Origin of the sequence: Ensifer adhaerens (genome assembly GCF_002940685.1) — a bacterium.
In the GTDB taxonomy this organism is placed as follows: domain Bacteria; phylum Pseudomonadota; class Alphaproteobacteria; order Rhizobiales; family Rhizobiaceae; genus Ensifer; species Ensifer adhaerens_E.
The window spans coordinates 434,953-458,164 of record NZ_PNFP01000003.1 but is presented as its reverse complement, the minus strand read 5'-3'; the positions used below and the strand labels follow the sequence as shown (position 1 = coordinate 458,164).

Annotated in this window: 21 protein-coding genes; 16 read left to right on the top strand and 5 right to left on the bottom strand. The window is 62.8% G+C overall.

Features of this window, described 5'->3' with window-relative positions; all coding sequences use genetic code 11:
* Nucleotides 1-15 precede the first annotated feature (15 nt).
* From C1A35_RS08130 to C1A35_RS08110, 5 genes are all read left to right on the top strand, one after another.
* Nucleotides 16-1,293 carry an L-fuconate dehydratase gene (locus C1A35_RS08130; protein WP_104663828.1) on the top strand — a complete coding sequence of 426 codons (1,278 nt, stop codon included), beginning with the start codon at nt 16-18 and terminating at the stop codon, nt 1,291-1,293.
* Between the two features lie 195 nt (nt 1,294-1,488).
* On the top strand, nt 1,489-2,466 hold the full coding sequence (locus tag C1A35_RS08125; RefSeq protein WP_104663827.1) for a C4-dicarboxylate TRAP transporter substrate-binding protein: 978 nt from the start codon (nt 1,489-1,491) through the stop codon (nt 2,464-2,466).
* Nucleotides 2,467-2,605: 139 nt separating this feature from the next.
* Nucleotides 2,606-3,118, top strand: coding sequence for a TRAP transporter small permease (locus C1A35_RS08120; protein ID WP_104663826.1), 513 nt, complete (start codon nt 2,606-2,608; stop codon nt 3,116-3,118).
* The gene (locus C1A35_RS08115) at nt 3,115-4,428 is read left to right on the top strand and encodes a TRAP transporter large permease (protein WP_104663825.1); all 1,314 of its coding nucleotides are present in this window, start codon (nt 3,115-3,117) and stop codon (nt 4,426-4,428) included. The genes C1A35_RS08120 and C1A35_RS08115 overlap by 4 nt, the downstream gene beginning before the upstream one ends.
* 97 nt (nt 4,429-4,525) lie before the next feature.
* Entirely contained in the window at nt 4,526-4,843 is a 318-nt protein-coding gene (locus C1A35_RS08110; protein WP_104663824.1) for a WGR domain-containing protein, read from the top strand.
* A 147-nt stretch (nt 4,844-4,990) separates the two neighbouring features.
* Here C1A35_RS08110 and C1A35_RS35845 read toward each other — a convergent pair whose 3' ends face one another.
* Nucleotides 4,991-5,188: a hypothetical protein gene (locus tag C1A35_RS35845; protein ID WP_158665019.1), complete on the bottom strand. Its 198-nt coding sequence runs from the start codon at nt 5,186-5,188 to the stop codon at nt 4,991-4,993.
* Between C1A35_RS35845 and ugpB the strand changes: the two genes are divergently transcribed.
* The 4 genes from ugpB (at nt 5,187) to C1A35_RS08090 (ending at nt 9,344) form a co-directional block, all read left to right on the top strand.
* Nucleotides 5,187-6,491 carry a sn-glycerol-3-phosphate ABC transporter substrate-binding protein UgpB gene (ugpB, locus tag C1A35_RS08105; RefSeq protein WP_104663823.1) on the top strand — a complete coding sequence of 435 codons (1,305 nt, stop codon included), beginning with the start codon at nt 5,187-5,189 and terminating at the stop codon, nt 6,489-6,491. The genes C1A35_RS35845 and ugpB overlap by 2 nt on opposite strands.
* Before the next feature lie 66 nt (nt 6,492-6,557).
* Nucleotides 6,558-7,439: a sn-glycerol-3-phosphate ABC transporter permease UgpA gene (ugpA, locus tag C1A35_RS08100; protein ID WP_104663822.1), complete on the top strand. Its 882-nt coding sequence runs from the start codon at nt 6,558-6,560 to the stop codon at nt 7,437-7,439.
* A 7-nt stretch (nt 7,440-7,446) separates the two neighbouring features.
* On the top strand, nt 7,447-8,295 hold the full coding sequence (gene ugpE / locus C1A35_RS08095) for a sn-glycerol-3-phosphate ABC transporter permease UgpE (protein WP_104663821.1): 849 nt from the start codon (nt 7,447-7,449) through the stop codon (nt 8,293-8,295).
* On the top strand, nt 8,295-9,344 hold the full coding sequence (locus tag C1A35_RS08090; RefSeq protein WP_104663820.1) for a sn-glycerol-3-phosphate import ATP-binding protein UgpC: 1,050 nt from the start codon (nt 8,295-8,297) through the stop codon (nt 9,342-9,344). The genes ugpE and C1A35_RS08090 overlap by 1 nt, the downstream gene beginning before the upstream one ends.
* Nucleotides 9,345-9,469: 125 nt before the next feature.
* Here the strand turns inward: C1A35_RS08090 and C1A35_RS08085 are convergent, their stop codons facing one another.
* The 3 genes from C1A35_RS08085 to C1A35_RS08075 all read right to left on the bottom strand — a co-directional run bounded on the left by C1A35_RS08085 (nt 9,470) and on the right by C1A35_RS08075 (nt 13,629).
* On the bottom strand, nt 9,470-9,976 hold the full coding sequence (locus tag C1A35_RS08085; RefSeq protein WP_104663938.1) for an NUDIX hydrolase: 507 nt from the start codon (nt 9,974-9,976) through the stop codon (nt 9,470-9,472).
* Between the two features lie 92 nt (nt 9,977-10,068).
* Nucleotides 10,069-11,652 (bottom strand): Na+/H+ antiporter, encoded by a 1,584-nt coding sequence (locus C1A35_RS08080; RefSeq protein ID WP_104663819.1) that lies wholly within the window; start codon nt 11,650-11,652, stop codon nt 10,069-10,071.
* 663 nt (nt 11,653-12,315) lie between these two features.
* Nucleotides 12,316-13,629: an MFS transporter gene (locus C1A35_RS08075; protein WP_104663818.1), complete on the bottom strand. Its 1,314-nt coding sequence runs from the start codon at nt 13,627-13,629 to the stop codon at nt 12,316-12,318.
* A 204-nt stretch (nt 13,630-13,833) separates the two neighbouring features.
* On the opposite strand from C1A35_RS08075, the gene C1A35_RS08070 reads away from it, so the two are divergent.
* Genes C1A35_RS08070 through C1A35_RS08055 form a run of 4 tightly spaced genes read left to right on the top strand, consistent with a single transcriptional unit; the run spans nt 13,834 to nt 17,345 of the window.
* A complete protein-coding gene (locus C1A35_RS08070) occupies nt 13,834-14,673 on the top strand; it encodes an inositol monophosphatase family protein (protein WP_104663817.1) in 840 nt (279 codons plus the stop codon).
* A gap of 56 nt (nt 14,674-14,729) precedes the next feature.
* Nucleotides 14,730-15,350: a dual specificity protein phosphatase family protein gene (locus C1A35_RS08065; RefSeq protein ID WP_104663816.1), complete on the top strand. Its 621-nt coding sequence runs from the start codon at nt 14,730-14,732 to the stop codon at nt 15,348-15,350.
* The gene (locus tag C1A35_RS08060) at nt 15,343-17,052 is read left to right on the top strand and encodes a metallophosphoesterase family protein (protein WP_104663815.1); all 1,710 of its coding nucleotides are present in this window, start codon (nt 15,343-15,345) and stop codon (nt 17,050-17,052) included. Before C1A35_RS08065 ends, C1A35_RS08060 begins: the two co-directional genes overlap by 8 nt.
* A 2-nt stretch (nt 17,053-17,054) precedes the next feature.
* Nucleotides 17,055-17,345: a MurR/RpiR family transcriptional regulator gene (locus C1A35_RS08055; RefSeq protein ID WP_104663814.1), complete on the top strand. Its 291-nt coding sequence runs from the start codon at nt 17,055-17,057 to the stop codon at nt 17,343-17,345.
* Nucleotides 17,346-17,446: 101 nt separating this feature from the next.
* On the opposite strand, the gene C1A35_RS08050 is transcribed toward C1A35_RS08055, so the two are convergent.
* Entirely contained in the window at nt 17,447-18,436 is a 990-nt protein-coding gene (locus C1A35_RS08050; RefSeq protein WP_077965697.1) for a LacI family DNA-binding transcriptional regulator, read from the bottom strand.
* Nucleotides 18,437-19,021: 585 nt separating this feature from the next.
* On the opposite strand from C1A35_RS08050, the gene C1A35_RS08045 reads away from it, so the two are divergent.
* The 3 genes from C1A35_RS08045 to C1A35_RS08035 are packed head-to-tail and all read left to right on the top strand — an operon-like array spanning nt 19,022 to nt 23,177.
* The gene (locus C1A35_RS08045) at nt 19,022-20,872 is read left to right on the top strand and encodes an ABC transporter permease (protein ID WP_104663813.1); all 1,851 of its coding nucleotides are present in this window, start codon (nt 19,022-19,024) and stop codon (nt 20,870-20,872) included.
* Entirely contained in the window at nt 20,872-22,002 is a 1,131-nt protein-coding gene (locus C1A35_RS08040) for an ABC transporter ATP-binding protein (protein ID WP_104663812.1), read from the top strand. The genes C1A35_RS08045 and C1A35_RS08040 overlap by 1 nt, the downstream gene beginning before the upstream one ends.
* Nucleotides 22,003-22,055: 53 nt before the next feature.
* Entirely contained in the window at nt 22,056-23,177 is a 1,122-nt protein-coding gene (locus C1A35_RS08035; protein ID WP_104663811.1) for an ABC transporter substrate-binding protein, read from the top strand.
* Nucleotides 23,178-23,212: the final 35 nt, after the last annotated feature.

Sequence of the window (23,212 nt, the reverse complement as noted above, 5' to 3'; positions counted from 1 at the left end):
TCGACTGGAGTGACCATGACCCGCATCACTGACCTGCGCGTCTTCGACCTGCGCTTTCCCACTTCGCAGAGCCTCGACGGTTCCGACGCGATGAACCCGGACCCGGACTACTCCGCGGCCTATGTCATCCTCGACACCGACAGGGAGGGCGTTGCTGGCCATGGTCTCACCTTTACCATCGGCCGCGGCAACGACATCTGCTGCATGGCGATCAAGGCCATGCGGCACCTGATCGTTGGCCAGGATACGGCAGACATCCTCGCCCATCCCGGCCGCTTCTGGCGGCACCTGACGAGCGACAGCCAGTTGCGCTGGATCGGCCCGGAGAAGGGGGCGATGCATCTCGCCACCGGTGCCGTGGTCAACGCCGTCTGGGATCTCTTGGCCAAGGAAGCGGGCAAGCCCGTCTGGCGGCTGGTCGCCGACATGTCGCCGGAAGAGATCGCCGACATCGTCGACTACCGCTACATGACGGATGTGCTGACCCGCGATGAAGCGATCGCGATCTTGCGCAAGGCCGAATCGGGCAAGGCGCAGCGCATCGCGACGCTCGAGCGGGAGGGCTATGCCTGCTACACGACGTCCGCCGGCTGGCTCGGTTATGACGACGACAAGCTCAGGCGCCTTGCCCAGGAGGCGATCGACGAGGGCTTCAATCACATCAAGATGAAGGTCGGCCGCGATCTTGCCGACGACATCCGGCGGCTGACGATCGCGCGTGAGGTGATCGGGCCCGAGCGCTATCTGATGATCGACGCCAACCAGGTCTGGGAGGTCGGCGAGGCGATCGACTGGGTCAAGCAGCTCGCCTTCGCCAAGCCCTTCTTCATCGAGGAGCCCACGAACCCCGACGATGTAGCCGGGCACCGCAAGATCCGCGAAGCGATCGGTCCGGTGAAGGTCGCGACCGGCGAGATGTGCCAGAACCGCATCATGTTCAAGCAGTTCATCGCCGAGGGCGCGATCGACATCGTCCAGATCGACTCGTGCCGCATGGGCGGCTTGAACGAAGTGCTGGCAGTTCTGCTCGTTGCCGCCAAATACGGGCTGCCGGTCTGGCCGCATGCCGGCGGTGTGGGCTTGTGCGAATATGTGCAGCACCTGTCGATGATCGACTATGTCGCCGTCTCCGGCACGAAGGACGGCCGCGTCATCGAGTATGTCGACCATCTGCACGAACATTTCCTCGACCCCTGCGTCATCGAGAATGCCGCCTACATGCCGCCGCAACGGCCCGGCTTCTCGATCGAGATGAAGCCGCAATCGATCGCCGAATACACGTTCGGCGGTTAGTGCGAGAAACTTTCATATAAAAATACAGTCTTTAAGAATGTGAGGCCGGAGCAGTGAGAACTGCTCCGGCTTCGTCGTTATTCGCTTCCTTTCCACGCGCCGTGGCATGCCGCCTCTTGACGGCATGCGTTCATTTATGAATGATCTATTCATTCATTGTGAATTCCGGAGGGGAGTCCGGAAAGAGGAGGAAAGATGAAGACCCTTGTTCTGGCTGCTGCCATGGCTGCCCTGTCCTTTTGCGGCGTCGCTCAGGCGCAGGAATACAGCCTGCGGTTCTCGACGTCGCAGGTGAACCCCAACGAGCCGATCGTCAAGGCGATGAAGACCTACGCCGAGCGCGTCGGTGAACGCTCGGGCGGCCGTATCGCGATCACCGTCATGACCGGCGATCAACTGGGCGCGCAGAAGAAGGTCAACGAGATGGTCATGAGCGGCGCAAGCCTGCTCAGCGCCACGGACTACGGTCAGCTCGGCCAGTTCGTGCCGGATCTCTCCATTCTGGCAGGCCCCTATGTCTACCCGGATCTGGCGGCGACGGACCGCCTCTTCGCGTCCGACCTCTACAAGGAACTCTCCGGCAAGCTGGAGGCGCAGGGCATCAAGATCATCATGCCGAACGGTCTTTTCGGCTATCGTCACATCATCGCGAACAAGCCGGTGCGCTCACCGGCCGATCTTGCCGGCGTCACCATCCGCGTTCCCTCGTCGCCGATCATGATGGCGACCTTCGGCAACTACGGCGCACGGCCGACGGAACTGCCGTGGGGCGACGTCTACAACGCCCTTCAGACCGGGGTCGTCGATGCGGCAGAGGGCCCCTTCGGCTCGATCGCCGGCGCAAAGCTCAACGAGACCCGCAACGTCATCTCCAAGACCGGCCACCAGATCATGTTCACGGCGTGGGTGGCGTCCAGCCAGTTCTTCAACGGATTGCCGGAAGACCTGCAGAAAATCCTGCTCGAGGAAGGCCAGACGATCGCCAAGGAACTGACGGCGATGACGCTCGAAACGGATGACGCCTACGCCAAGCAGCTTTCGGCCTCCGGCGTCGAGATCGTCACCGACATCGATATCCCGGCCTTCATCGAAGCCTCGCGCGCGGCCTACGAGAAAGTGCCGAACATCACCCCTGGCATGTACGACCAGGTCCAGAAGGCGATGGCACAGTAAAGCCGGCAATTGCGCGACGCGGCGATAGAGATGCCGCGTCGCGATCGCGTCGGGGCCGATCAGCCGGTGCCCGGACGCAAAGCCATCGGCCGGTTCAAGCGCCGGCTCTGTTTCGCCTTTCAAAATGATTGAGGCCGTTATGGAAACCTCACCTTCCCCTGAAGAGACCGCTCCTCTCTTCAGCCTGCGGCGCGCCGATGAAGCGATCGGCGTCGCGGCACTCCTCGTCATCGTCTTTTCGATCCTCTGGGGCGTCGTCAGCCGCTACATCTTCCCGCAGCCGGCTGCCTGGACCTATGAGCTGGCGATCATGGCCTTTGCCTATCTCGTCTTCTTCGGCGCGGTCGCCGGCGTTCGTCTCGGCACCCACGCGGCAATCGACGTGCTCGTCGCAGCGCTGCCCAACGGCTGGCAGCAGGCGATCGCCTGGTTCAACTATCTGCTGCTGGCGCTGTTCTTCATCGTCATGACCGTTCTCTTCGGCTGGCAGGCCTGGACGTCGCGCCACGTGCACACGATCGCGATGGACCTGTCGCGCAGTCTCTCCTACGGGCCGCTGGCGCTGGCGTCGGCCGGCATGTTCCTCCAGCACCTGATTGTCGAAAGACCCTGGACCGAACGCCTGCACCGCAATGTGGAATCGCTGATATGACCTTCTTTCATCTTGCCGGCCCCTCGCTCCTCGTCGTCGTCCTCTTCCTGTTGTCGACGCCGATCACCTGGGCGATGGCGATCGGGGCGCTCGCCTTCTTCTTCATCAACATGGACATGATCCCGCTTGCCAACTTCGCACAGGAGATGGCCGAGGGCAGCCAGTCCGTGTCGCTGCTGGCGCTGCCGCTCTTCGTGCTTGCCGGCTGCATCATGAACGCATCGGGCATCACCCGCCGCCTGCTGGCGCTTGCCGACGTCATGGTCGGTCACATGACCGGCGCGCTGGCGCAGATGTGCACGGTGCTCGGCACGCTTCTCGGCGGCCTCACCGCGTCGGCCAACGCCGACGCTGCAATGCTCGCAAAGACGCTCGGCGTCGAAATGTCGGAACGGGGCTATAGCCGTGCCTTCGCCGCCGTCATCACCTCCTCGGCGGCGATCATCACCAGCCTGATTCCGCCTTCGATCGGTCTCATCGTCTATGGCTTCCTGGCCGAAACCTCGATCGGTCGGCTCTTTGCCGCCGGCGTCGTGCCTGGCCTGGTGCTCGCGACCGGTCTGATGATCACCACCTATTTCATCGCCCGCAAGCGCGGTTACAAGCCGCTGCGCAAGGAGCGCGCCAGCAGGGCGGAGGCGAGCCGGGCGCTGATCGACGGCCTCTGGGCGCTGTCGATCCCGGTCGTCATCTTCGCGGGCACGCGCTACGGCATCTTCACCACCACGGAGGCCGGCGCGGTTGTCGTCGTCTACGTGCTCTTCGTCGCCGTCTTCGGCTATCGCGAGTTCACCTTTCGCCAGATCCCCGAGGTGCTGGCCGAGGCGGTGCGCGATTCCGCCGTGGTGATGATCATGATCTGCGCGGCGGCCGCCTTCGGCTTCTATCTCGCCTGGGAACAGGTGCCGCAGGCCATGTCCGGCTGGCTCGGCGGTGCAACTGATAATCCGCTCCTGATGCTGCTTCTTATCAACGTTCTGCTGATCGTCATCGGCACGGCGATCGAGGGATCGGCAGCGCTCATCATCCTGACCCCGATGCTGATCCCGATCATCGACGGCGTCGGGATCGACCGGGTGCATTTCGGCGTCGTCTTCATCACCAACCTGACCATTGCCGGCATCACCCCGCCGGTCGGGGGGCTGATGTACATCTCGTCCATGGTGCTGAAGGTGCCGATGATGGCCTATGCCCGCGAGGTGCTGCCTTACCTGGCGATGATGATGGTGCTGCTCGTGATGCTGAGCATGTTCCCGCAGCTGTCGCTGTGGCTGCCGAATCTCGTCTATGGAACGACCGCCGTGCAATAACACGGCCAGGCACACATCAACGTTTTGAATCGATCGGCTGCGATCGATTCAAAACTCTCGTTGGACGCGCGGCACCTCCTTGGCCCATCGTCGTCCCATGCTTAATCAGCCCTATCACCTCTATGTCGAGAGAACGGATGCGAGCGCAAACATGGCTCGCTTCTATGCCATGTCGATTGAGCGGACGCTGTTTGGAACTGCGTGTCTGACGCGCCGCTGGGGCCGGATCGGCACCTCGGGACAATCGATGGCCCATCACTTCGACGACGAAATGCAGGCAGTCACGCTGTTCCTGGATGTCCTGAGGAGCAAGCGAAGGCGCGGGTATCGTCCGCGTGTTCATTGCGTTTGCAACGATCCCTCGAGCGCGCCTCGACGTCAGGCAGCGCTTCCGGTCGTCGGCACGCGGCCATAGCTGTCTTGGCGGATCCATCGAGCGCGCAGGCCGGCAGCCGTCGCAGCGGATGCCCGCTCTTCGAGCCCTTGCGCGCATTTTCCGGGCATCAAACGATTGGCGGCGCATGATCGGCGATGATCCTTCCATCGCCATCATCTGATTTAGTTATCGCGCATATAAAGCAGAATGAATATTCCGATCCACAATATCTTCGGTTTTCTCGTTCCATTTTCTCTTGCGGGTTCGTTCTCGTTCGTTTTTAATCAGGTCGCTTTCGCCACGAAAGCCAGACGCGTCTGATTGAGGAGAGCTGACGCGCCCGAGGACAAACATTTTCGTCTTAATGATGGGAGGAACCTTCATGCGAGTATCCAAGTGGGCCCTTGCGGCCACATCCGCGCTTTCGATCGTTGCCGCCTCGGACGCTCTGGCAGCAACGGAGCTTTCCTGGTGGCACGCGATGACCGGCGCCAACAACGAAACGGTCGAAAGGCTTGCCAAGGAGTTCAACGAAAGCCAGTCGGAGTACAAGATTGTCCCTGTGTTCAAGGGCACCTATGGCGAGACGCTGAACGCGGGCATCGCCGCTTTCCGCTCCAAGCAGGCTCCCGCCATTCTGCAGGTCTTCGACGCCGGCAGCGGCGTGATGCTGGGCGCTGAAGGCGCCGTGGTCCCGGTTGTCGACGTCCTCAAGAAGGGTGGCTACGAATTCAACAAGGACCAGTACCTGCCGGGCATCGTCGCATATTACTCCAAGCCCGACGGCACGATGTTGTCCTTCCCGTTCAACTCGTCCTCACCGATCCTCTACTACAACAAGGATGCCTTCTCGAAGGCTGGTCTCGACGCGGAGAAACCACCGGCAACCTGGCCCGAAGTGTTCGATGCCGCCAAGAAGATCAAGGCAAGTGGCGCGGCGAATTGCGGTTTCACCTCGACCTGGCTGACCTGGATCCAGACCGAGAATTTTTCTGCCTGGAACAACGTGCCCTATGGCACCAACGAAAACGGGCTTGCCGGCCTGGACGTGGAGCTGAAGATCGATGCCCCGCTCTTCGTCGAGCACTTCCAGTCGATTGCGGATCTCGCCAAGGACGGCACGTTCCGTTATGGCGGCCGCACATCGGAAGCAAAGCAGCTCTTCATGTCGGGCGAATGCGCCATCCTGACGGAGTCTTCCGGTGGCCTCGGCGACATCGTGAAATCCGGCATCAATTACGGCGTCGGCCAGCTTCCCTATTATGAAGGCCACGGTCCTCAGAACACCATTCCCGGCGGCGCAAGTCTCTGGGTGTTTGCCGGCAAGGAAGACGCCGAATACAAGGGCGTTGCGGAGTTCTTCCATTTCCTGTCGAAAACGGAAACCCAGGCTCAGCTCCATCAGGTCTCCGGCTATCTGCCGGTGACGCTTGCAGCCTATGAAGAAACCAAGAAGTCCGGCTTCTATGAAAAGAACCCCGGTCGCGAAACCCCGATCAAGCAGATGATGGGCAAGGCGCCGACGGAAAACTCCAAGGGGGTCCGCCTCGTCAATCTTCCCCAGGTTCGCGACATCCTCAACGAACAGTTCGAGGCCATGCTTGCCGGGCAGAAGGACGCAAAGGCTGCCCTGACCGAAGGTGTCGAGAAGGCCAACGCGGCGATTGCCGCCGCGGCCGGCAACTAATCCCCCAACCATAGGGCCCGTGTCACCTTAACGCACGGGCCCGATCTTTCACGGAAGGGGCACGCCATGCAGTCCGTCGTCTTTCCCAACAAGGTGCTGCCGTATCTTCTGCTGGCGCCGCAGATCGTGCTTACCGTGGTGTTCTTCTTCTGGCCGGCAAGCCAGGCGCTCTACCAGTCGGTCTTGCGCGAGGATCCCTTTGGCCTGAAATCCGGCTTCGTCGGCCTCGCCAATTTCCGCGCCATCCTGTCCAATCCGGATTACCTGCATTCGCTGCAGGTCACGGTCGTCTTCAGCCTTGCAACTGCACTTCTGTCGATGGCTCTCGCTCTGCTGCTCGCGACCTCGGTCGACCGGGTGGTGCGCGGGCGAAACGTCTATCGTACGCTGCTCATCTGGCCCTATGCGGTTGCTCCCGCCGTGGCGGGCATGCTTTGGCTGTTCATGTTCAACCCGGCAATGGGAACGTTCGCCTATATCCTGCGCCGCAATGGCTTCACCTGGGATCCGCTCTTGAACGGCGACCAGGCGATGTTGCTGGTTGTCGTCGCCGCCGCCTGGAAACAGATCAGCTACAATTTCCTCTTCTTCGTCGCCGGCCTGCAGGCGATCCCGAAATCGCTGATCGAGGCCGCCGCGATCGATGGCGCCCGCGGTACAAAACGCTTCTGGACCATCGTCTTCCCGCTGCTTGCGCCGACGACGTTCTTCCTGCTCGTCGTCAACACCGTCTACGCCTTCTTCGACACCTTCGGCATCATCCACGCGGTGACCGGCGGGGGGCCCGCCAAGGCGACAGAGACGCTCGTCTACAAGGTCTACAACGACGGCTTCGTCAATCTCGACCTCGGCAGCTCGGCCGCCCAATCCGTCATCCTGATGGCAATTGTCGTTGCCCTGACGGCCTTCCAGTTCCGCTTCGTCGAGAAGCGGGTCCACTATTCGTGAGACGCCGATGATCGAGAACCGTCCCATTTCAACGCTCATCAGCCACCTGGTCCTGGTGATCGGCATCGTCATCGTCGCGCTGCCGATCTACTACACCTTCATCGCCTCAACCCACAGTTCGATCGAGATCGTGCGCCCGCCGATGTCGCTGACGGTCGGCAATCATCTGGTCGAAAACTATAGTGAGGCCGTCGGCGGCGGCGTCGAGCGCGTCGTCGGCGTCAGCCTCGAACGGCTGCTCTTCAATTCCACGGTCGTCGCCCTTGCGATCGCCGTCGGCAAGATCGTCATCTCCTTCCTGTCGGCCTTTGCGATCGTGTTCTTCCGCTTTCCGCTGAAGATGCTGTTCTTCTGGATGATCTTCATCACCCTGATGCTTCCGGTCGAGGTGCGCATCCTGCCGACCTACAAGGTGATCGTCGATCTCGGCCTGATCGATACCTATGCCGGCCTGACATTGCCGCTGATGGCTTCGGCGACCGCGACATTCCTCTTCCGGCAGTTTTTTCTGACGATACCAGGAGAACTGGTCGAGGCGGCGCGCATCGACAATGCGGGTCCGTTCCGCTTCATGAAGGATATCCTCTTGCCGCTGTCGGCAACCAACATCGCGGCGCTCTTCGTCATTCTCTTCATCTATGGCTGGACCCAGTATCTCTGGCCGCTGCTCGTCACCAACGACGCCAAGATGAACACGATCATCATCGGGCTCAGGCGCATGATCGACTTCACCGATGCCTCGACCCCCTGGAACTACGTCATGGTGACTGCGATCCTCGCGATCATCCCACCCATCCTCGTCGTGGTGCTGATGCAGCGCTGGTTCGTCAAAGGTCTTGTGGAGACAGAAAAGTAATGGCTGAGATTACGCTTAAAGACATCCGCAAGACCTACGGCACCGTGGACGCGATCAAGGGTGTCTCGCTCGACATCGCCGATGGAGAGTTCGTCGTTCTGGTCGGCCCGTCCGGCTGCGGCAAGTCCACGCTTCTGCGCATGATCGCAGGGCTCGAGGGCATCACCGGCGGCGACATCCATATTGGCGGGCGGCGGGTCAACGATGTCGAGCCGGCCGAACGCGACATTGCCATGGTTTTCCAGAACTACGCGCTCTACCCGCACATGACGGTGCGCCAGAACCTCGCCTATGGCTTGAAGAACCGGAACACGCCGGCTGACGAGATCGATCGGCGCATCACCACGGCTGCCCGAACGCTCGAGATCGAGGCCTATCTCGATCGCAAGCCGCGCCAGCTTTCGGGCGGCCAGCGTCAGCGTGTCGCCATGGGGCGGGCCATCGTGCGGCAGCCGGCCGCCTTCCTTTTCGACGAACCGCTTTCCAATCTCGACGCGAAGCTGCGCGGGCAGATGCGCATTGAAATCAAACGGCTTCAACGCTCGCTTGGAACCACCAGCGTCTATGTCACGCACGACCAGATGGAGGCGATGACCCTTGCCGACCGACTAGTCGTCGTCAATGCGGGCCGCATCGAGCAGGTTGGCACGCCGATTGAACTTTACGAGCGGCCCGCGACGACCTTCGTCGCCACCTTCATCGGTTCGCCGTCCATGAACCTGCTCAAAGGTGCGGACGTGTCTGCCGGATGGTCTCTTACGCCGCACGTTTCGCGGCCGAACGGCGAGTTTACCCTCGGCGTGCGGCCGGAGGATCTTTCTCCGCTCGCGGCCGACGCCGCCACGTCGCCGTTCGCGGCGACGGTACGGGTCGACGGGATCGAACTGGTCGGGGCGGAAAGCCTGATCCATGGAAGGCTGGAAAACGGCGCGGACCTGATCTTTCGCGTATCGGGCAGGGCCCGCTACGAAATCGGCGACACGGTGAAGGTTGGGGCGAAGGCCGAGGCACTCCATGTTTTCGGCGCAAACGGCGAACGGCTGATGTGACGGCGGCAGAAGGTCGACCTTCTGCTGGTCATCCGGGCGTCTCCCGACTGAACCCGGTGCGACCGACGGCGCCCCTTCCGATGATCAAATCGTCACGACACCAGCTTTCGACCGAATAGCCGGCGTCACCGTGGCTTGAAGTCGACGAGCAGCGATTTAAGCTCGATCTCGCGAACCCGCCGCGCCGCTTCGTCAGGGCTCACCCAGGCGAGCAGACGCTCGCCTTTCTCCTTGTACTTTTCCACCTGCTTGGTGATTTCGATCTGGAACACGTCGACGACGCAAGGGACGACGTCGCCGTCGTCGAGCATCTTCAGGTACGTGTAGCTGCCGATCGGCTTCTTGCGGACCTTGCCGCGGACGCCGGCTTCCTGAAGCGCTTCGATGGCGGCGGCCTCATGCGGTTCCTTCTGCTTCATCGGCCAGCCCTTCGGAATGAGCCATCGGCCGCTGTCGCGCGACGTCACCAGAAGGATCTCGATCGCCCCGTCAGGCGCAGGACGATAGCAAAGTGCTGCGCATTGCTGGCGAAACGAACCCGAAAACAGCTTCTCGGGCGAGGCGGCCAGCTTCTGCAACAGCGTCTTCGGTTTTGGTGATTTCGGCGCCTTCGACTTTTTGATTGCTCTCAGCTCCTCGACTGTTGGCGCCAACTGCCGGACATCTAGGACATCCGCCCTTCAGGTCAAAGGAGAAAATGGAAAGAAACGTTCGGGAAAGAGGCTCATGCCTTGGCAGATATTGCGCTCAACTCCTCAAGGTCGAGATCCCGCTCCAGTTCATGCAGCGTTTCGTCGTCGATCTCGCCGGCGCGATGCAGCCGGATGAGTTCGCGCCGCCCGGTCGCGACGGCCTCGAGGACGACGTCGAAATGGGCATGCAGGATCGGCACGTAGTGCTCCGTGCGTGCGGCGTAGTCGACGATAGACACCGCCCGGCGCTGGTAGCGGTCCAGCAATTGCGGATGGATGAGATTGCCGTCGGTGTCGTAGGCCCGGCTTTGAATGGTGACGAGTTGCGCCTGGGCCATGGCAGCCTCGGCCTGGCTGAGCGTGAGGGGCGCCTTTTCCGACGAAGGCTCGACGAGCTGCGCCCAGGCGATCACCCGACCGAGCGTCATGCCCTGGATCAGCACCGTTCCGAGGATCACGGCAAAGGAGGTCACCAGGATGAAGTCCCGGCCCGGAAAGCCCTCGGGCACGCTCAGCGCAAGGGCGAGCGTCACCACGCCGCGAACGCCGGCCCAGGAAAGCACGGTCGCGCCGCGCGCGCCGACTGGCGAATATCGCTTGACCCCGAGCGCATTGCCGAGCCGGATCACGAGATCCGACCCGAACACCCAGACGAAGCGTGCAAGGGTGAGCGCGAGGAGGATGACGGCGATGGGCCATGCCAGGGTTGCCGCAACCGTCTCGAAGCCGCCGCCGCGCTCGACGACGCCGCGAAGCGACAGGCCGATCAGGATGAAGACGGCGGCCTCCATCAGAAAGACGATCACCGTCCAGAACGATGTTCCGCGCATGCGGGTCGCGGCGGACAGCACCGTGTGCTGATGCCAGCTGGCGATGAGGCCCGTGGTTACGGTCGCGATGACCCCGGAGACGTGCAGGAACTCGCCGACGAGATAGGAGGTCCAGGAAAGCAGGACGGTCGCGGCGATGATCAGGTATTCGTCGCCAAGCCGTCGCGCAAGCTGGACCCAGCCCTTACCGATCACGATGCCGACCAGGGCGCCACCGATCGCCAGCAGGAAGAAGTTGCCCACGGCCTCGCCCGCGCTGAATGCGCCAGTGACACCGGCGGCAACGGCGAAGCGAAAAAGCACGAGGCCGCTTGCGTCGTTGAGCAGGCTCTCGCCTTCAAGCAGGATTTGTAGCCGCCGCGGCAGCCGCACGCGTTGAAGAACGGCACGAGCCGATACGGCATCCGGTGGCGCGACGATGGCACCGAGCGCGGCGCAGGCCGCAAGCGGCAGCGCCGGGAAGAGCAGATGCGTCGTCATTGCCACGACGGCGCAGGTGAAAAACACGGCCCCGACCGCCAGCGAAGCGATGCCGATCGAATGACGCCGCAGGCGGCCGAGAGCGATCGTCCAGGCGCCGTCCATGAGCAGGGGCGGCAGGAAGATGACGAGCACCAGCTCGGGGTCGACCTCGATCGTCGGCAGTCCGGGGACAAAGGCAAGCAGAGCGCCTCCGGTCAAAAGTGCCACCGAGGGCGGCAGGGCCAACCGGTCGGCGACATAATGCAGCGCGATGATCGCCACGAACATGCCGATCACCAACTCGAACAACTGTGTCGGTTCCACCAGCCGTAACCTCCAGCCATATGACGATCGGCTTTATTACAGAGCAGGTTTTTGCCGAAACGCAATTGCTGCGTCGGATGCCGCACGAAGCGTCAGCAGATTTGGGGCGCAGAGCGCCTGGCGCACGCGGCGTCGTTCGGGCAAGAAAAAAGGGCCAGCGGAAGACCGCGGCCCATAAAGGTGTGAAGGTCAAAAACCTCCAGAGGGGAACAGCTGCTGCGGCGGACTGGGAGGAGACCCGCCATGTGCATCAGCTGTGTGCTTTATGCCTGATTTTTGACCAGCTGGAAAACAATTATTGTGCAATGCAGCTATGCATAAACGGAAGACGTGCACCGCGGTCGTCGGCCGGAATTGCCAACCGGTGCCAAAATGAGCGTTCTGTGGGAGGAGGGGACGCCGCCAAGGACATTCGTCCTGGCAAACAATCGGGACCGGCACACGTGCCGGTCCCGATGAGATAGTTGCTACACTAACGGTCGTGAGCTTGACCGCACAACCATTCTACGGCGGCCTTTGCGATCGAACAGCCCGCGGCCGGACTTCCCGGCTTTTCCGCGGCCGGTCCACAGCTTGTTCACAGGCAGGGAAGGCGCCAACCGCTTGAAGCGGAACCGGCTTTTCCAAGCTGTGACTTACAGGGCCTGAAAAGTGTGCACCGCCTCAGGCCAGCGATACCTCGCGGGTTTCTGCATCGATCATCGCGGCGGCGATCGCGGCCACGAGCAGCAAGCCGGCAAAGGTGCCGATCGCCAGCCCGAAACCCTCCGCCACCAGCAACCCGATGAGCGAGGGGGCAAGCAGGCCGCCGAGCCGGGCGATGCCGCCGGCCGCTCCCATTCCGGTCGCGCGCGAGGCGGTCGGATAGAGTTCCGGGGTATAGGCATAGAGCGCGCCCCAGGTGCCAAGCAGCGCGAAGCTCATGATCAGCAGCGCGGCGGCAACGACCGGTGCCCCAACCGCCACGACGAACAGCAGGCAGCTCAGCGCCGAGAGCGCACAAAAACCGACCAGCGTCGGGCGACGTCCCCATTTCTCGACACCATAGGCGGCGAGCGCGTAGCCCGGGATCTGCGCCAGGGCGATGAGAACGAGGAACCCGTAGCCACGCACGAAGCCGAAGCCTTCGCCCGCAAGCCGCGGCGGCATCCAGGTAAAGACGCCGTAATAGGAGACCGACACGAGGAACCAGACCGACAGGATCAGAAGGCTGCGCCGACGCAGCTTCTTTGAGAAGATACCGATGTCCGGCAAAGGTGCGGGCAGGGCGATCGAGACGGTCGGCTCGAGTTGTGGTCGACCGTTGGCCGCCAGCATCCGATCGACGATGGCCTTGGCCGCCTCCGTCTTTCCCGAGCGCAGCAGGTAAAGCGGCGATTCCGGCACGAGGAAGCGAAGTCCGACGCCAAGGACGGCGGGAATGGCCGTGACCGCGAAGATGTAGCGCCACCCGTCCGCAAGGCCGGCGAGTGCGATGAGCCATGCCGCCACAGCCACGATCAACGTGCCCACGGCCCAGAACCCTTCGAGCATCACCAGCCATCGCCCGCGGCTGCGGGCCGGCAGAAACTCCGACATCATCGCATAGTCGACAGGAAGCGTGCCGCCGACCGCAACGCCCGTGAGGAAACGCAGGACAAGCAGGACCGCGAAATTCGGAGCGAATATCGACAGGATGCCGAAGACCGCGTCGCAGGCAACGGTGGCGATCAGGACCCGCCGCCGGCCGATCCGGTCGGCAAGCCTGCCGAACCCGACGGCACCGATCAGCATGCCGAGGAAAAACAGCGTGCCCGTCTGCAGCGCCTGCGGAACCGTCAATCCGAATGTTGCGGCAATGGACGCCGCGGTGAATCCGACTGCAAGCACCTGCATGGCATCGGCCGTCCAGACCAGGCCGAATATGCCCATCAGGCGTCGCTGATAGGGCCCCGTGCCCGCGCGGTCGAGCGCTTCCTGTATCGTGATGGTCGTCATTCGGCCCGCCTTGCGATTCGACGCCTGGACACTACGTCGGCCGCGCCAGCTTGAATATTGCAGAAATGCCGCAGATGCACGGGTTCCGTGCGGCCCCGATCATCGATCGTGATCTTCGGGTCACGTGGCATAGGCCGGCAATTTCGACTTGCACGCCGTGCACACGCGTGCAATTATGCACGCGTGTGCAATGGAGTTTCGCCGATGAACGATTACAAGCCGCGCTATTCGAACGACCTGTCTGGCCGGGCCTTGCTGTGTCGGGATGTCATCCGCTCCGCCGGCGCTCTCGTCCTTTGCGGGTTCAAGGCAAGCGCCGAGCGCGGCTTTTCGCTAAAGGGTCCGCAGGATTTTCTGACGGAAACCGATGCGGCCTCCGAGGCCCATATCCGAGAGGCGATTGCCGTCCATTTCCCCGAAGATGCATTCCTGGGCGAGGAAGGCGGCGGCACGGTCGCCGATTGCGTCTGGGTCGTCGACCCGGTCGACGGCACGGCGAACTTCGCGCGCGGAATCCCGCACTTCTGCATCTCCATCACCTATGTCGAGCACGGGAGCGCAGAGATCGGCGCGATCTACAATCCCGCCCTCGACGAGCTCTACTTCTGCCGCCGGGGAGGTGGGGCGACGCTGAACGACAAGGCCATCACGGTTTCCTCGACGGCAAGCTTCGATGCCGCTTCGGTCGAAATGGGCTGGTCGCGACGGGTGCCGGACGAGACCTATCTGGAGACGATGCGGCAGATGCTGGAGAAGGGCGCCAATGTCCGGCGCGGCGCTTCGGGAGCGCTTGCGCTCGCCTATGTCGCCGACGGCCGCTCGGACGCCTATGTCGAGCTGCACATGAATGCCTGGGATTGCCTTGCCGGGCTGTTGCTTGTGGCTGAGGCGGGCGGCATTGTCTGCCCCTTCTTGGAAATCGGCAGCCTGCTCGACGGGGGACCGGTCCTCGCATCGACACCGGCAATCGCTGCCGGTGTCAGTGTGGCCTCCGGCATTCCGATCCGAGGCCGGGAACAGGCCGTCGAACTCCAGCTGGCCTGAAATGGCGATGGCATAGTCATGCCCGTCGCCCGTTCGCATACGAAGAGGAAGTTCCCATGGACGCACCGGTTTATCCGCGGCCCGCTATCAGTCTGATTGCCAGGGGGCTCGGACCGCACGGCGCCGATCTCTATATCGGCGGCAGCGATGGCGCGCGTGACCTGGACCTGCTGAAGCGGCACGGGATCACCATCGTCGTCAATTGTGCGATCAACCTGGACATCAATCTGGTGCGGGAGGAGGAAGTCGCCGTCAACGACGACCTGTGCGCCAGTGGCTACGCCGACATCCGTTACTACAAGCTCGGCATGATCGACGGCGACGGCAGCCCCGACACGATGATGCTCGGCGCCTACTACATTCTCGACGGGGCGCTGCGCCAGACGATGCCGAAGCGCGCTACCTATCCCTTTGCCGATGGCGGCAACATCCTCGTCAATTGCCGCGGCGGACGCAGCCGCTCGGTCTCGCTGGTGGCGCTGTTCCTGCACAAGCAGCAGCCGCATCTGTTTGCGACACTCGACGCGGCCGTCGCCCATATCCGCGAGCATCGCGAGTTGCGGCCGGACGAATGGTTCGAGACGCCGAAGCCCATGCTCTATGAAGCGGCACGACGCGCCTCGGCATGGATCGACCTCGTCGAGGCCGCACGCGCGGAGGCGAAAGCCGATGTCTGATCTGCCGCGGATCGCCGTCATCGCCGACGCCCATTTCCATGATCTTGAGGGTGACTTCGAGTTCCCGAGGATAGAGATCGACGGCGAGAAACTGGCAGTCAGAAGCTGGGTCGACACGCGCGAATCGACTCGCGTCTTCAACGAGAGCGCCAGAGCACTGGACGAGGCCCTGGCGGAGGTCTCCCGCCGCGGCATCCGTCACGTCGTGCTTCTCGGCGACTACACGGATGACGGCCAGAGGCAGACGACGGAGCGCCTGCGCATCATCCTTGAGCGACATGAGAACGCCTACGGCACGCGCTTCTATGTGCTTCCGGGCAACCACGACATCTTCGGCCTGAAGGGCCGCAACCACACCAAACAATTTCTCGACGAAACCGACGCCAGGATCTTCGTCACCAGCGACGCGACCAAGGCCGGCCCCGGCAGCTACGCCACGCCCCGCATGTATTGCGAGGGATATCCGAAGGGCCTCGTCTCGATGGCTGCCTGCGGCTACTTCCGAAGGCCGGATTACGTTCACTGGGAAACCCCTTTCGGCGCCTCGGACCTCGCTGAAGATCGCCTCTATGAGGTCTCGTCACCGGACGGCCGGAACCGTTACCGTCTCATGGACGCGTCCTATCTGGTCGAGCCGGAGCCGGGGCTCTGGCTGATGATGATCGACGCCAACGTATTCGAGCCGCGCGACGGCCTGTTCGAAGAGGGCGAGGAGGCGGCCTTCGTCGACAGCACCGGCGCCGGCTGGAATGCGCTTCTCAGGCTGAAGCCGTTCATCGTCGACTGGATTGCCGATGTGTCTGCGCGCGCGGAGAAGCTCGGCAAGACGCTGCTTGCCTTCTCGCACTATCCGGTGCTCGATCCCTTCGATGGCGCGACCGGGGCAGAAGGCGTTCTCTTCGGCGACACCAACATTGCCCGCCGCACACCGAAAGAGGCCGTCGCGGACGCGCTGATGACCGCGGGAATGAGTGTGCATTTCAGCGGGCACCTGCATGTCGAGGGCCTTACGCGCCGCAGCCGCGGCGAACGTTCATTGATCAACATCGCCGTGCCGTCGCTGGTCGCCTTTCCGCCCGCCTTCAAGATCATCGGACCCTCCGCGTCGGGCTCAATCGTCGAGACCGTCGAGCTGGCGGCGATGGCCGTCGACCAACGTGTGCAGCAGGCCTATCGACGCGAAACAATGCACGCGGGCGAGGGGCCGGACCTCGCCTTTGCCACCTCTGACTACGGATCCTTCCTGAAGGCGCACAAGCGCGCTTTGGTCCAGCACCGCTACTTTCCGAAGGAATGGCCCGGGATCGTCGTGGACGAAATATCGGGGCTTACGATCGCCGCCGCCTGCAACTTAGTGGCCGATGCCGGCGTGACCGCGGGCATTTTCGGAGAAGGTCCGGGCGAGCTTTCACAGGATCTGGCTCGCCTTGCGCGCCTCGACATGATCGAGCTGATCGCAGACTGGTATTGCCTGCGTCAGGCCGGCGTGCTGGCACTGGACAAGATCCCCGCGCCGCGCCGCGCGCTCTATCGTGTGCTGGCGAAGCATCTCGGTCGTTCGCCCGAGACCGGATGGGACGGATCGGCATCAGGCTTTCTCGCGATCTTCCTCGGCGCCTTCGATGCCTTCCTCGATCGCGCCGAAGCGGGAAGCCTTGAGATCGAAATCGGAAGCACATCCGCCAAGGAGGAGGCTGCCTGATCATGAATCCGTCGATCTCCGCAGCCCCTTCCGCCGTGCCGCCTCGGACCTTCATCGAGTTGCGCGAATCCTGCCGTATCGGTGCGCGCCAGTTGAAGGGTGGACGTCTGGAAGTGGCAAAGTTCGTGCTTGCCCATCCCTACGACGTCGCCTTTGCCAGCGCACGGGAGGTGGCAGCGCGCAGCGGCGTGTCCACGACGACGGTCATGCGTTTCGTCGGCGATCTCGGGTTCGAGACCTATGCTTCCTTTCAGCAGCTCTTTCGAGCCGAGCTTCTGCGCGGTCGGCAATAGATCGCGCCGGGGAGGGAGGAGCCATGGAATCGGTGATCGTCAGTATCAACCTCTTCGGAGCCGTGGCCCTGCTGAAGTGGTCTGCTTGAAGGCAGGATGCTCTAACGGCGGGCCGTCTTGCGCTCGACCATTGCGACCGGGACCACCTGAAGCCGGGTCTCCATTTCGTCGGCTTCGAGCGCTTCAAGAACACGCTCCGTCAGAGCGGAAAAGGACTGCGCGACTGTGGTGAGTTCGTAACTCTTCCACCCGGCCTGCGGAATATCGTCGAAGCCGACGACGGAAAGATCGGCCGGGACGCGGCGGTGCATTTCGGTGCGGGCCGCATCGAGAAAGCCGAGCGCCAGGAGATCGGTAACGCAGAAGGCACCGTCGATCGCTTCATCGACGAGCAGTTCGCAGCCGGCCTGGTAGCCGCTCTCATAGCTCGTCGTGCCACCCGACCAGGCGACAACCTCGACGCCGGCGGTCGCCATCTTCTGTTTGAACGCGGTGGTGCGGCGAACCTGGGCGGGCGTCTGGCTGCCGCTTGAAATCACCGCGACCTTCTTGCAACGCGCCTCGATCAGGCGCAGCGCGGCAAGATCCGCGCCGCGGGAATCGTCGCTCAACACCATGCTGGTGTCGGTGCGATCGATCTTCTGGTTGATCAGGATCAGCCGCACCCCGTTGGCGATGCATTGGTCGACGATCGATTCCGGCGGGTCTCCGGACAGGACGATGATCGCCTGCGCCCGGAACTCGAAGAGAAGCTCGATCAGCGGCGCGATATCCTTGCGTGCGTCCGCGGCATTGAGCAGCAGGCACTGCAAGCCGCGTCGCAACAGGCCGATGCTCAAGAGATCGAGCTGCTTTGCATGGAAGGGCGTACTGAGATTGGCGCCGACGACGCCGATGAGGTTGGAGCGGTCGTTGTTCAGCCCCTGCGCCAGCCGGTTGACCCGGTAACCGAGTTCCCGGGCCGCCTTCAACACCTTGCGCCGCACAGCCTGGGATACGCTGGCTCCAGGCGTAAAGGTTCGCGAGACCGCCGAACGCGAGACGCCCGCGCGTTTTGCAACCTCTTCGGCCGTCACAAAGCCCCTTGCCATGCCTTTCTCCTGCAGAATCAGACGCTTCTAATCAGGGCCACAAAAGCGGCCCCATTCCAACGAAAAAGTTCGAGCGCACACATTCTGCGAACCGACCAATGACATGGGCGAACGGCCGCGATTGGCCCATATAAATCTGCCATTTCGCTCCCCCCTGATCATAGGCTATGACCGAATGATCACGTGTTCCAAATAACATGCAACGCAACCAAAAAATAGTTATAATAAACAATGCGTTATGGCATTGCGCACGTGTGCATTTTTTTGTTGACAACAGCGCCCCGCCATTGGATCATACGTTCCATAGACGGAGCTGAGTTGGAATGTTTGTTCTGTCTATGTTCGTGGTCATGGCGGCGCGGTTGAGGAGCTTGCGCCGACGTTTTGCAGGCGCTCGTGCCTGTCCCGCGAGCGGGGAGGATTGAGTACCCGATAGCCGCGCTTTTTCGCGTCGCAGAGCGGCCTTTTGCGTATTTCAGCGCCACGCCCTGGCGGCTGATTTCTGTTCCCCGTTGGCACTTTAAAGGTCCCGTCCGGCATCGATCGCCGCGGCAGGCTGCGCATGTTGGGTCCAAGGGGAAGAGCATGGCCTTAGTGAGTGAAACAGCCAAGGCGGCGACATTGCCGGATGCGGCAACGGCGCCGACGGCATGGCAGCGGTGGCGCTACCGAACGAAGGTGGCGTCCCGGGAGCCGACGACGCTGATCGGTGTACTGACGGCACTTCTCTTTACCTATCTCATCGTGGTGCCGATCATCTCGATCGTGCTCGATTCCGTGCGGGTGCAATTCGGTCACGAGAGGCGGCTCGGCAAGGACTTCGGCGAGCTCACGCTTTACTATCTCGATCGCGCCTTCCTGTCGCCGGTCTCGGTCGACCTCTTCTGGCGGCCGCTCTTCAACACCTTGTCGGTCGCCCTCGGCGCGATCAGCCTGTCGCTCATCATCGGCACGGTGCTGGCGTGGCTGATCAGCCGGACGGACATGTTCGGACGGCGATGGTTCGCGACCGCGCTGATCGTGCCCTACATGCTGCCCGCCTGGACCTTCGCGCTTGCCTGGACGACGCTCTTCAAGAACAGGACGGTCGGCGGACAGCCGGGCTGGTTCGAGGCCATGGGGCTGACGCCTCCCGACTGGGTCGCCTATGGGCGCTTCCCGATCATCGTCATCCTGGCGCTGCACTACACCCCGTTCGTGATCCTGCTGTTTGGCTCGGCGCTTCGCCGCTTCGATAGCCAGCTCGAAGATTCCGCCCGTATCCTCGGCGCCAAGCGCTATCAGGTGGCGCTGCAGATCATCCTGCCGCTGATGCGGCCGGCGCTCCTGTCTTCCATGGTGCTGATCTTCGCCAAGTGCCTCGGCGAGTTCGGCGTGCCTTACGTGCTTGGCCTGCCGGTCAAGTTCGAGGTGCTTTCCACCTCGCTCTTCCGCAGCATCGCATCCCGCCAGACCGGCGTTGCCGGCGTGGTTGCGGCCTCGATCATGCTGATCGGGATCATCACCCTGATGATCGACGCCCGGTTGGTGCGCGAAGCCCGCCGCTTCGTCACCGTCGGCTCCAAGGGTTCGATGAACCGCCAGAGCCGGCTCGGCAAGTACCGCCTGCCGGCGACCGGCTTCGCCACACTCATCTTCGTCATGAGCGTCGGCCTGCCGCTTCTGACCCTGTTCCTGTCCACCATCATGAAGCTGCCGGCCCAGTTCACGCTCGACAACTTCACGCTGGACTACTGGATCGGCCGTGACCTGCACACGGTGGCGCTGCAGACCGGGGTGCTCCTAAGCCCCGACCTCTGGGCGGCCGCGAAAAATACCCTCATGATCGTCGGCCTTGCTTCCCTAACCTCGGGCATTCTCGGACTGCTCGTCGGCTACGTGGTCATCCGCACTCCGGTCAAGGCGCTGTCGGTCTATCTGCGGCAGGTCACGTTCCTGCCCTATCTCGTGCCGGGCATTGCCTTTGCTGCCGCCTATCTCTCGCTTTTCGCCGTGCCGCGCGGGCCGATGCCCGCCCTTTACGGCACCGTCACCATCCTCGTCCTGGCGCTGATCGCCGATCAGATGCCCTATGCCTCGCGCGCCGGCATCTCCGCCATGACCCAGCTCGGCAAGGATCCGGAAGAGGCTGCCCAGATCGCCGGCGCCGGCTGGCTTCGCCGGATGTTCCTGATCGTCATCCCCATCCAGAAGGGGTCGCTCGTCACCGGCGTGCTCCTGCCCTTCATTTCGGGGATCAAGGGCCTCAGCCTCTTCGTCATCCTCGCCGTGCCGAGCACCGACGTTCTGACCACCTACTCGCTCCGGCTCGTCGACTACCACTACACCCAGGCAGCCAACGCCGTCGTGCTGATCATCGCGGCCATCGCCTATCTCGGAACCCTGGCAGCCCAGAAGCTGACCAAGACCAATCTCGCAGAAGGACTCGGAAGCTGATGCCATCCATCAATCTCAGCGGCGCCCAGAAGAACTACGGCGTCAATTCCGCCAATGCCGTTTCCAACCTCGATCTCGAAATCCGCGACGGCGAGTTCATGTGTCTTCTCGGTCCCTCGGGCTGCGGCAAGACCACGACGCTGCGCATGATCGCCGGGCTCGAAAACCTGTCGGATGGCGAGATCCGCATCGGCGAGCGACTGGTGGATTCGGTGCGGTCGGGCGTGTTCATCCCACCGGAAAAGCGCGAAATGGGCCTCGTCTTCCAGAGCTACGCGCTCTGGCCGCACCTGACGATCGAACGCAACACCGATTTCGGACTCAGGCTGCGCAAGCTGCCGAGGGCCGAGCGCGAGGCACGGGTCGAAAAGGTGATGCAGGCGCTCGACATCGCCAAGTATCGCGACCGCTATCCGTCGCAGCTCTCCGGCGGCCAGCAGCAGCGCGTGGCACTCGCCCGCATGCTGGCTGTCAATCCGGGGGTGCTTCTGCTCGACGAGCCGCTGTCGAACCTCGACGCACGGCTGCGGCTTGAAATGCGCGCCGAACTGAAGCGCATCCACAAGGAATTCAAGACGACGATCGTCTTCGTGACCCACGACCAGTGGGAGGCGATGACGCTGGCAACCACCATTGCCGTCATGAACGAGGGCACGCTGCAGCAGATGGGCACGCCCAACGACATCTACGACCGTCCGGCAAACCGCTTCGTTGCCGAATTCGTCGGCAGCCCGCCGATCAACATCCTGACCTTCGGCGCGCCGAATTCGCAGACGGCGCGTGCCGTCGAGGCCTATCTCGGCGAACGCTATCCGTCGCTGCGCGGCATCGGTTCCATCGGCATCCGTCCCGAGGCGATCGGCTATGCGGCCAACGCTACGGACGTGCCGCCCGGCAGCTTTGCCGGCGAGATGACGGTCACCGGTGTGCTGCCGACCGGCGGCAGCTGGATCCTGGAACTCAGGAACGACAGCGACACGCTGTTCCTGACGACCAACGCCCTGCCGCGCATCGAAACCGGATCCAGCGTTTCGTTCTTCGCGCCGCCCGAGGCGCTGCACGTCTTCGACAGGAACGGCCAGCGGGTTCTCGAAGCCGATGCGCTGTTGCGCAGGAACACGCTGAACTGAGGCGCCCGGCGCCGAAGGGAATACCGAAACACGCTCTGAGGGAGGAACAGACGATGCAATTTCGGAAACACATAACACGGCGCGCCTTGCTGGCGACGGCCGTCATCGCGATCGCCGGACCGGCGCTGGCCGAGGATGCGTTCGACCTGAACGCGCTGATCGAGGCCGCGCGCAAGGAGCCGCCGATCACCGTCTACGACAGCACCGGCAAGATCGTCGAAATGGCCAAGGCCTTCGCGGAAAAGTACGGTGTTGCGGCCGAGGGCTCCAAGGTCAAGGCGACCGCCCAGCTCGAAATGATCATTCGCGAGGCCCGCGCCAACAACATTCAGGGCGACGTCTCGATCATCAGCGATGCGCCTGCGGCCATGGCGCAGCTCATTCCGCAGGGTTTTGCCGAGAGCTGGCTGCCGCCGGATCTCGCCGCCAAGATCCCGGCGGAGTATCAGGACCCGCTGACGGTGGTCACCAGCGCCAATGTCTGGGCCTACAACACCGAACTCTTCGACAAGTGCCCGGTCACCAACATCTGGCAACTGACCGGGCCTGAGTGGAAGGGCAAGGTCGCGATGCAGGACCCGCTTGGCAAACCGTCCTATGTCGACTGGTTCAACCAGATGGCCAAGCACGGTGACGACAAGGTGGCCGCCGCCTACAAGGAGCTCTACGGCAAGGCGCTGGAAACCGACGACGGCAGCGCGACGGCGGCCTGGGTGAAGGCGCTTGCAGCCAACGCGCCGCTTCTGACGGATGCGGATGCGGCTGCGGCCGACGCGGTGGGCGCACCGGGACAGTCGCGGCCGTTCATGGGGTTGATGAGTTCGGCGAAGTTCCGCGACAATGCGGAGAAGGGCATGAAGCTGGGCCTGTGCAAGGACCTGAAGCCCTGGCTCGGCTGGATGTATCCGGGCGTCGGGCTGATCACCAAGGGTACCAACAGCCCCAACGCCTCGAAGCTCTTCATCCACTATGTGATGACGGCCGAAGGCATCGCGCCGCAGGCAGAGGATGGGAAGATCTCGACCAACAGGGATGTCTCGCTGCCGGCCGACGAACCGTCGGGCATCGGTGCCGTGCTCGATCAGGTCCTGCCCTATCAGATGTCGACCAGCCTTGAAGACTGGGACGCACGCGAGACCTGGCAGGATCTCTGGCGGATCAACTACCAGAAGTAATCGCCTGAACGTTGTGAAACGGTCTCCTTGGGAGG

Coding starts and splice junctions, on each gene's coding strand:
- C1A35_RS08050 (WP_077965697.1), bottom strand. CDS start 18,436: ATGGCAAGGGGCTTTGTGACGGCCGAAGAGGTTGCAAAACGCGCGGGC.
- ugpA (WP_104663822.1), top strand. CDS start 6,558: ATGCAGTCCGTCGTCTTTCCCAACAAGGTGCTGCCGTATCTTCTGCTG.
- C1A35_RS08090 (WP_104663820.1), top strand. CDS start 8,295: ATGGCTGAGATTACGCTTAAAGACATCCGCAAGACCTACGGCACCGTG.
- C1A35_RS08075 (WP_104663818.1), bottom strand. CDS start 13,629: ATGACGACCATCACGATACAGGAAGCGCTCGACCGCGCGGGCACGGGG.
- ugpE (WP_104663821.1), top strand. CDS start 7,447: ATGATCGAGAACCGTCCCATTTCAACGCTCATCAGCCACCTGGTCCTG.
- C1A35_RS08125 (WP_104663827.1), top strand. CDS start 1,489: ATGAAGACCCTTGTTCTGGCTGCTGCCATGGCTGCCCTGTCCTTTTGC.
- C1A35_RS08035 (WP_104663811.1), top strand. CDS start 22,056: ATGCAATTTCGGAAACACATAACACGGCGCGCCTTGCTGGCGACGGCC.
- C1A35_RS08055 (WP_104663814.1), top strand. CDS start 17,055: ATGAATCCGTCGATCTCCGCAGCCCCTTCCGCCGTGCCGCCTCGGACC.
- ugpB (WP_104663823.1), top strand. CDS start 5,187: ATGCGAGTATCCAAGTGGGCCCTTGCGGCCACATCCGCGCTTTCGATC.
- C1A35_RS08110 (WP_104663824.1), top strand. CDS start 4,526: ATGCTTAATCAGCCCTATCACCTCTATGTCGAGAGAACGGATGCGAGC.
- C1A35_RS08120 (WP_104663826.1), top strand. CDS start 2,606: ATGGAAACCTCACCTTCCCCTGAAGAGACCGCTCCTCTCTTCAGCCTG.
- C1A35_RS35845 (WP_158665019.1), bottom strand. CDS start 5,188: ATGAAGGTTCCTCCCATCATTAAGACGAAAATGTTTGTCCTCGGGCGC.
- C1A35_RS08070 (WP_104663817.1), top strand. CDS start 13,834: ATGAACGATTACAAGCCGCGCTATTCGAACGACCTGTCTGGCCGGGCC.
- C1A35_RS08040 (WP_104663812.1), top strand. CDS start 20,872: ATGCCATCCATCAATCTCAGCGGCGCCCAGAAGAACTACGGCGTCAAT.
- C1A35_RS08060 (WP_104663815.1), top strand. CDS start 15,343: ATGTCTGATCTGCCGCGGATCGCCGTCATCGCCGACGCCCATTTCCAT.
- C1A35_RS08045 (WP_104663813.1), top strand. CDS start 19,022: ATGGCCTTAGTGAGTGAAACAGCCAAGGCGGCGACATTGCCGGATGCG.
- C1A35_RS08130 (WP_104663828.1), top strand. CDS start 16: ATGACCCGCATCACTGACCTGCGCGTCTTCGACCTGCGCTTTCCCACT.
- C1A35_RS08065 (WP_104663816.1), top strand. CDS start 14,730: ATGGACGCACCGGTTTATCCGCGGCCCGCTATCAGTCTGATTGCCAGG.
- C1A35_RS08115 (WP_104663825.1), top strand. CDS start 3,115: ATGACCTTCTTTCATCTTGCCGGCCCCTCGCTCCTCGTCGTCGTCCTC.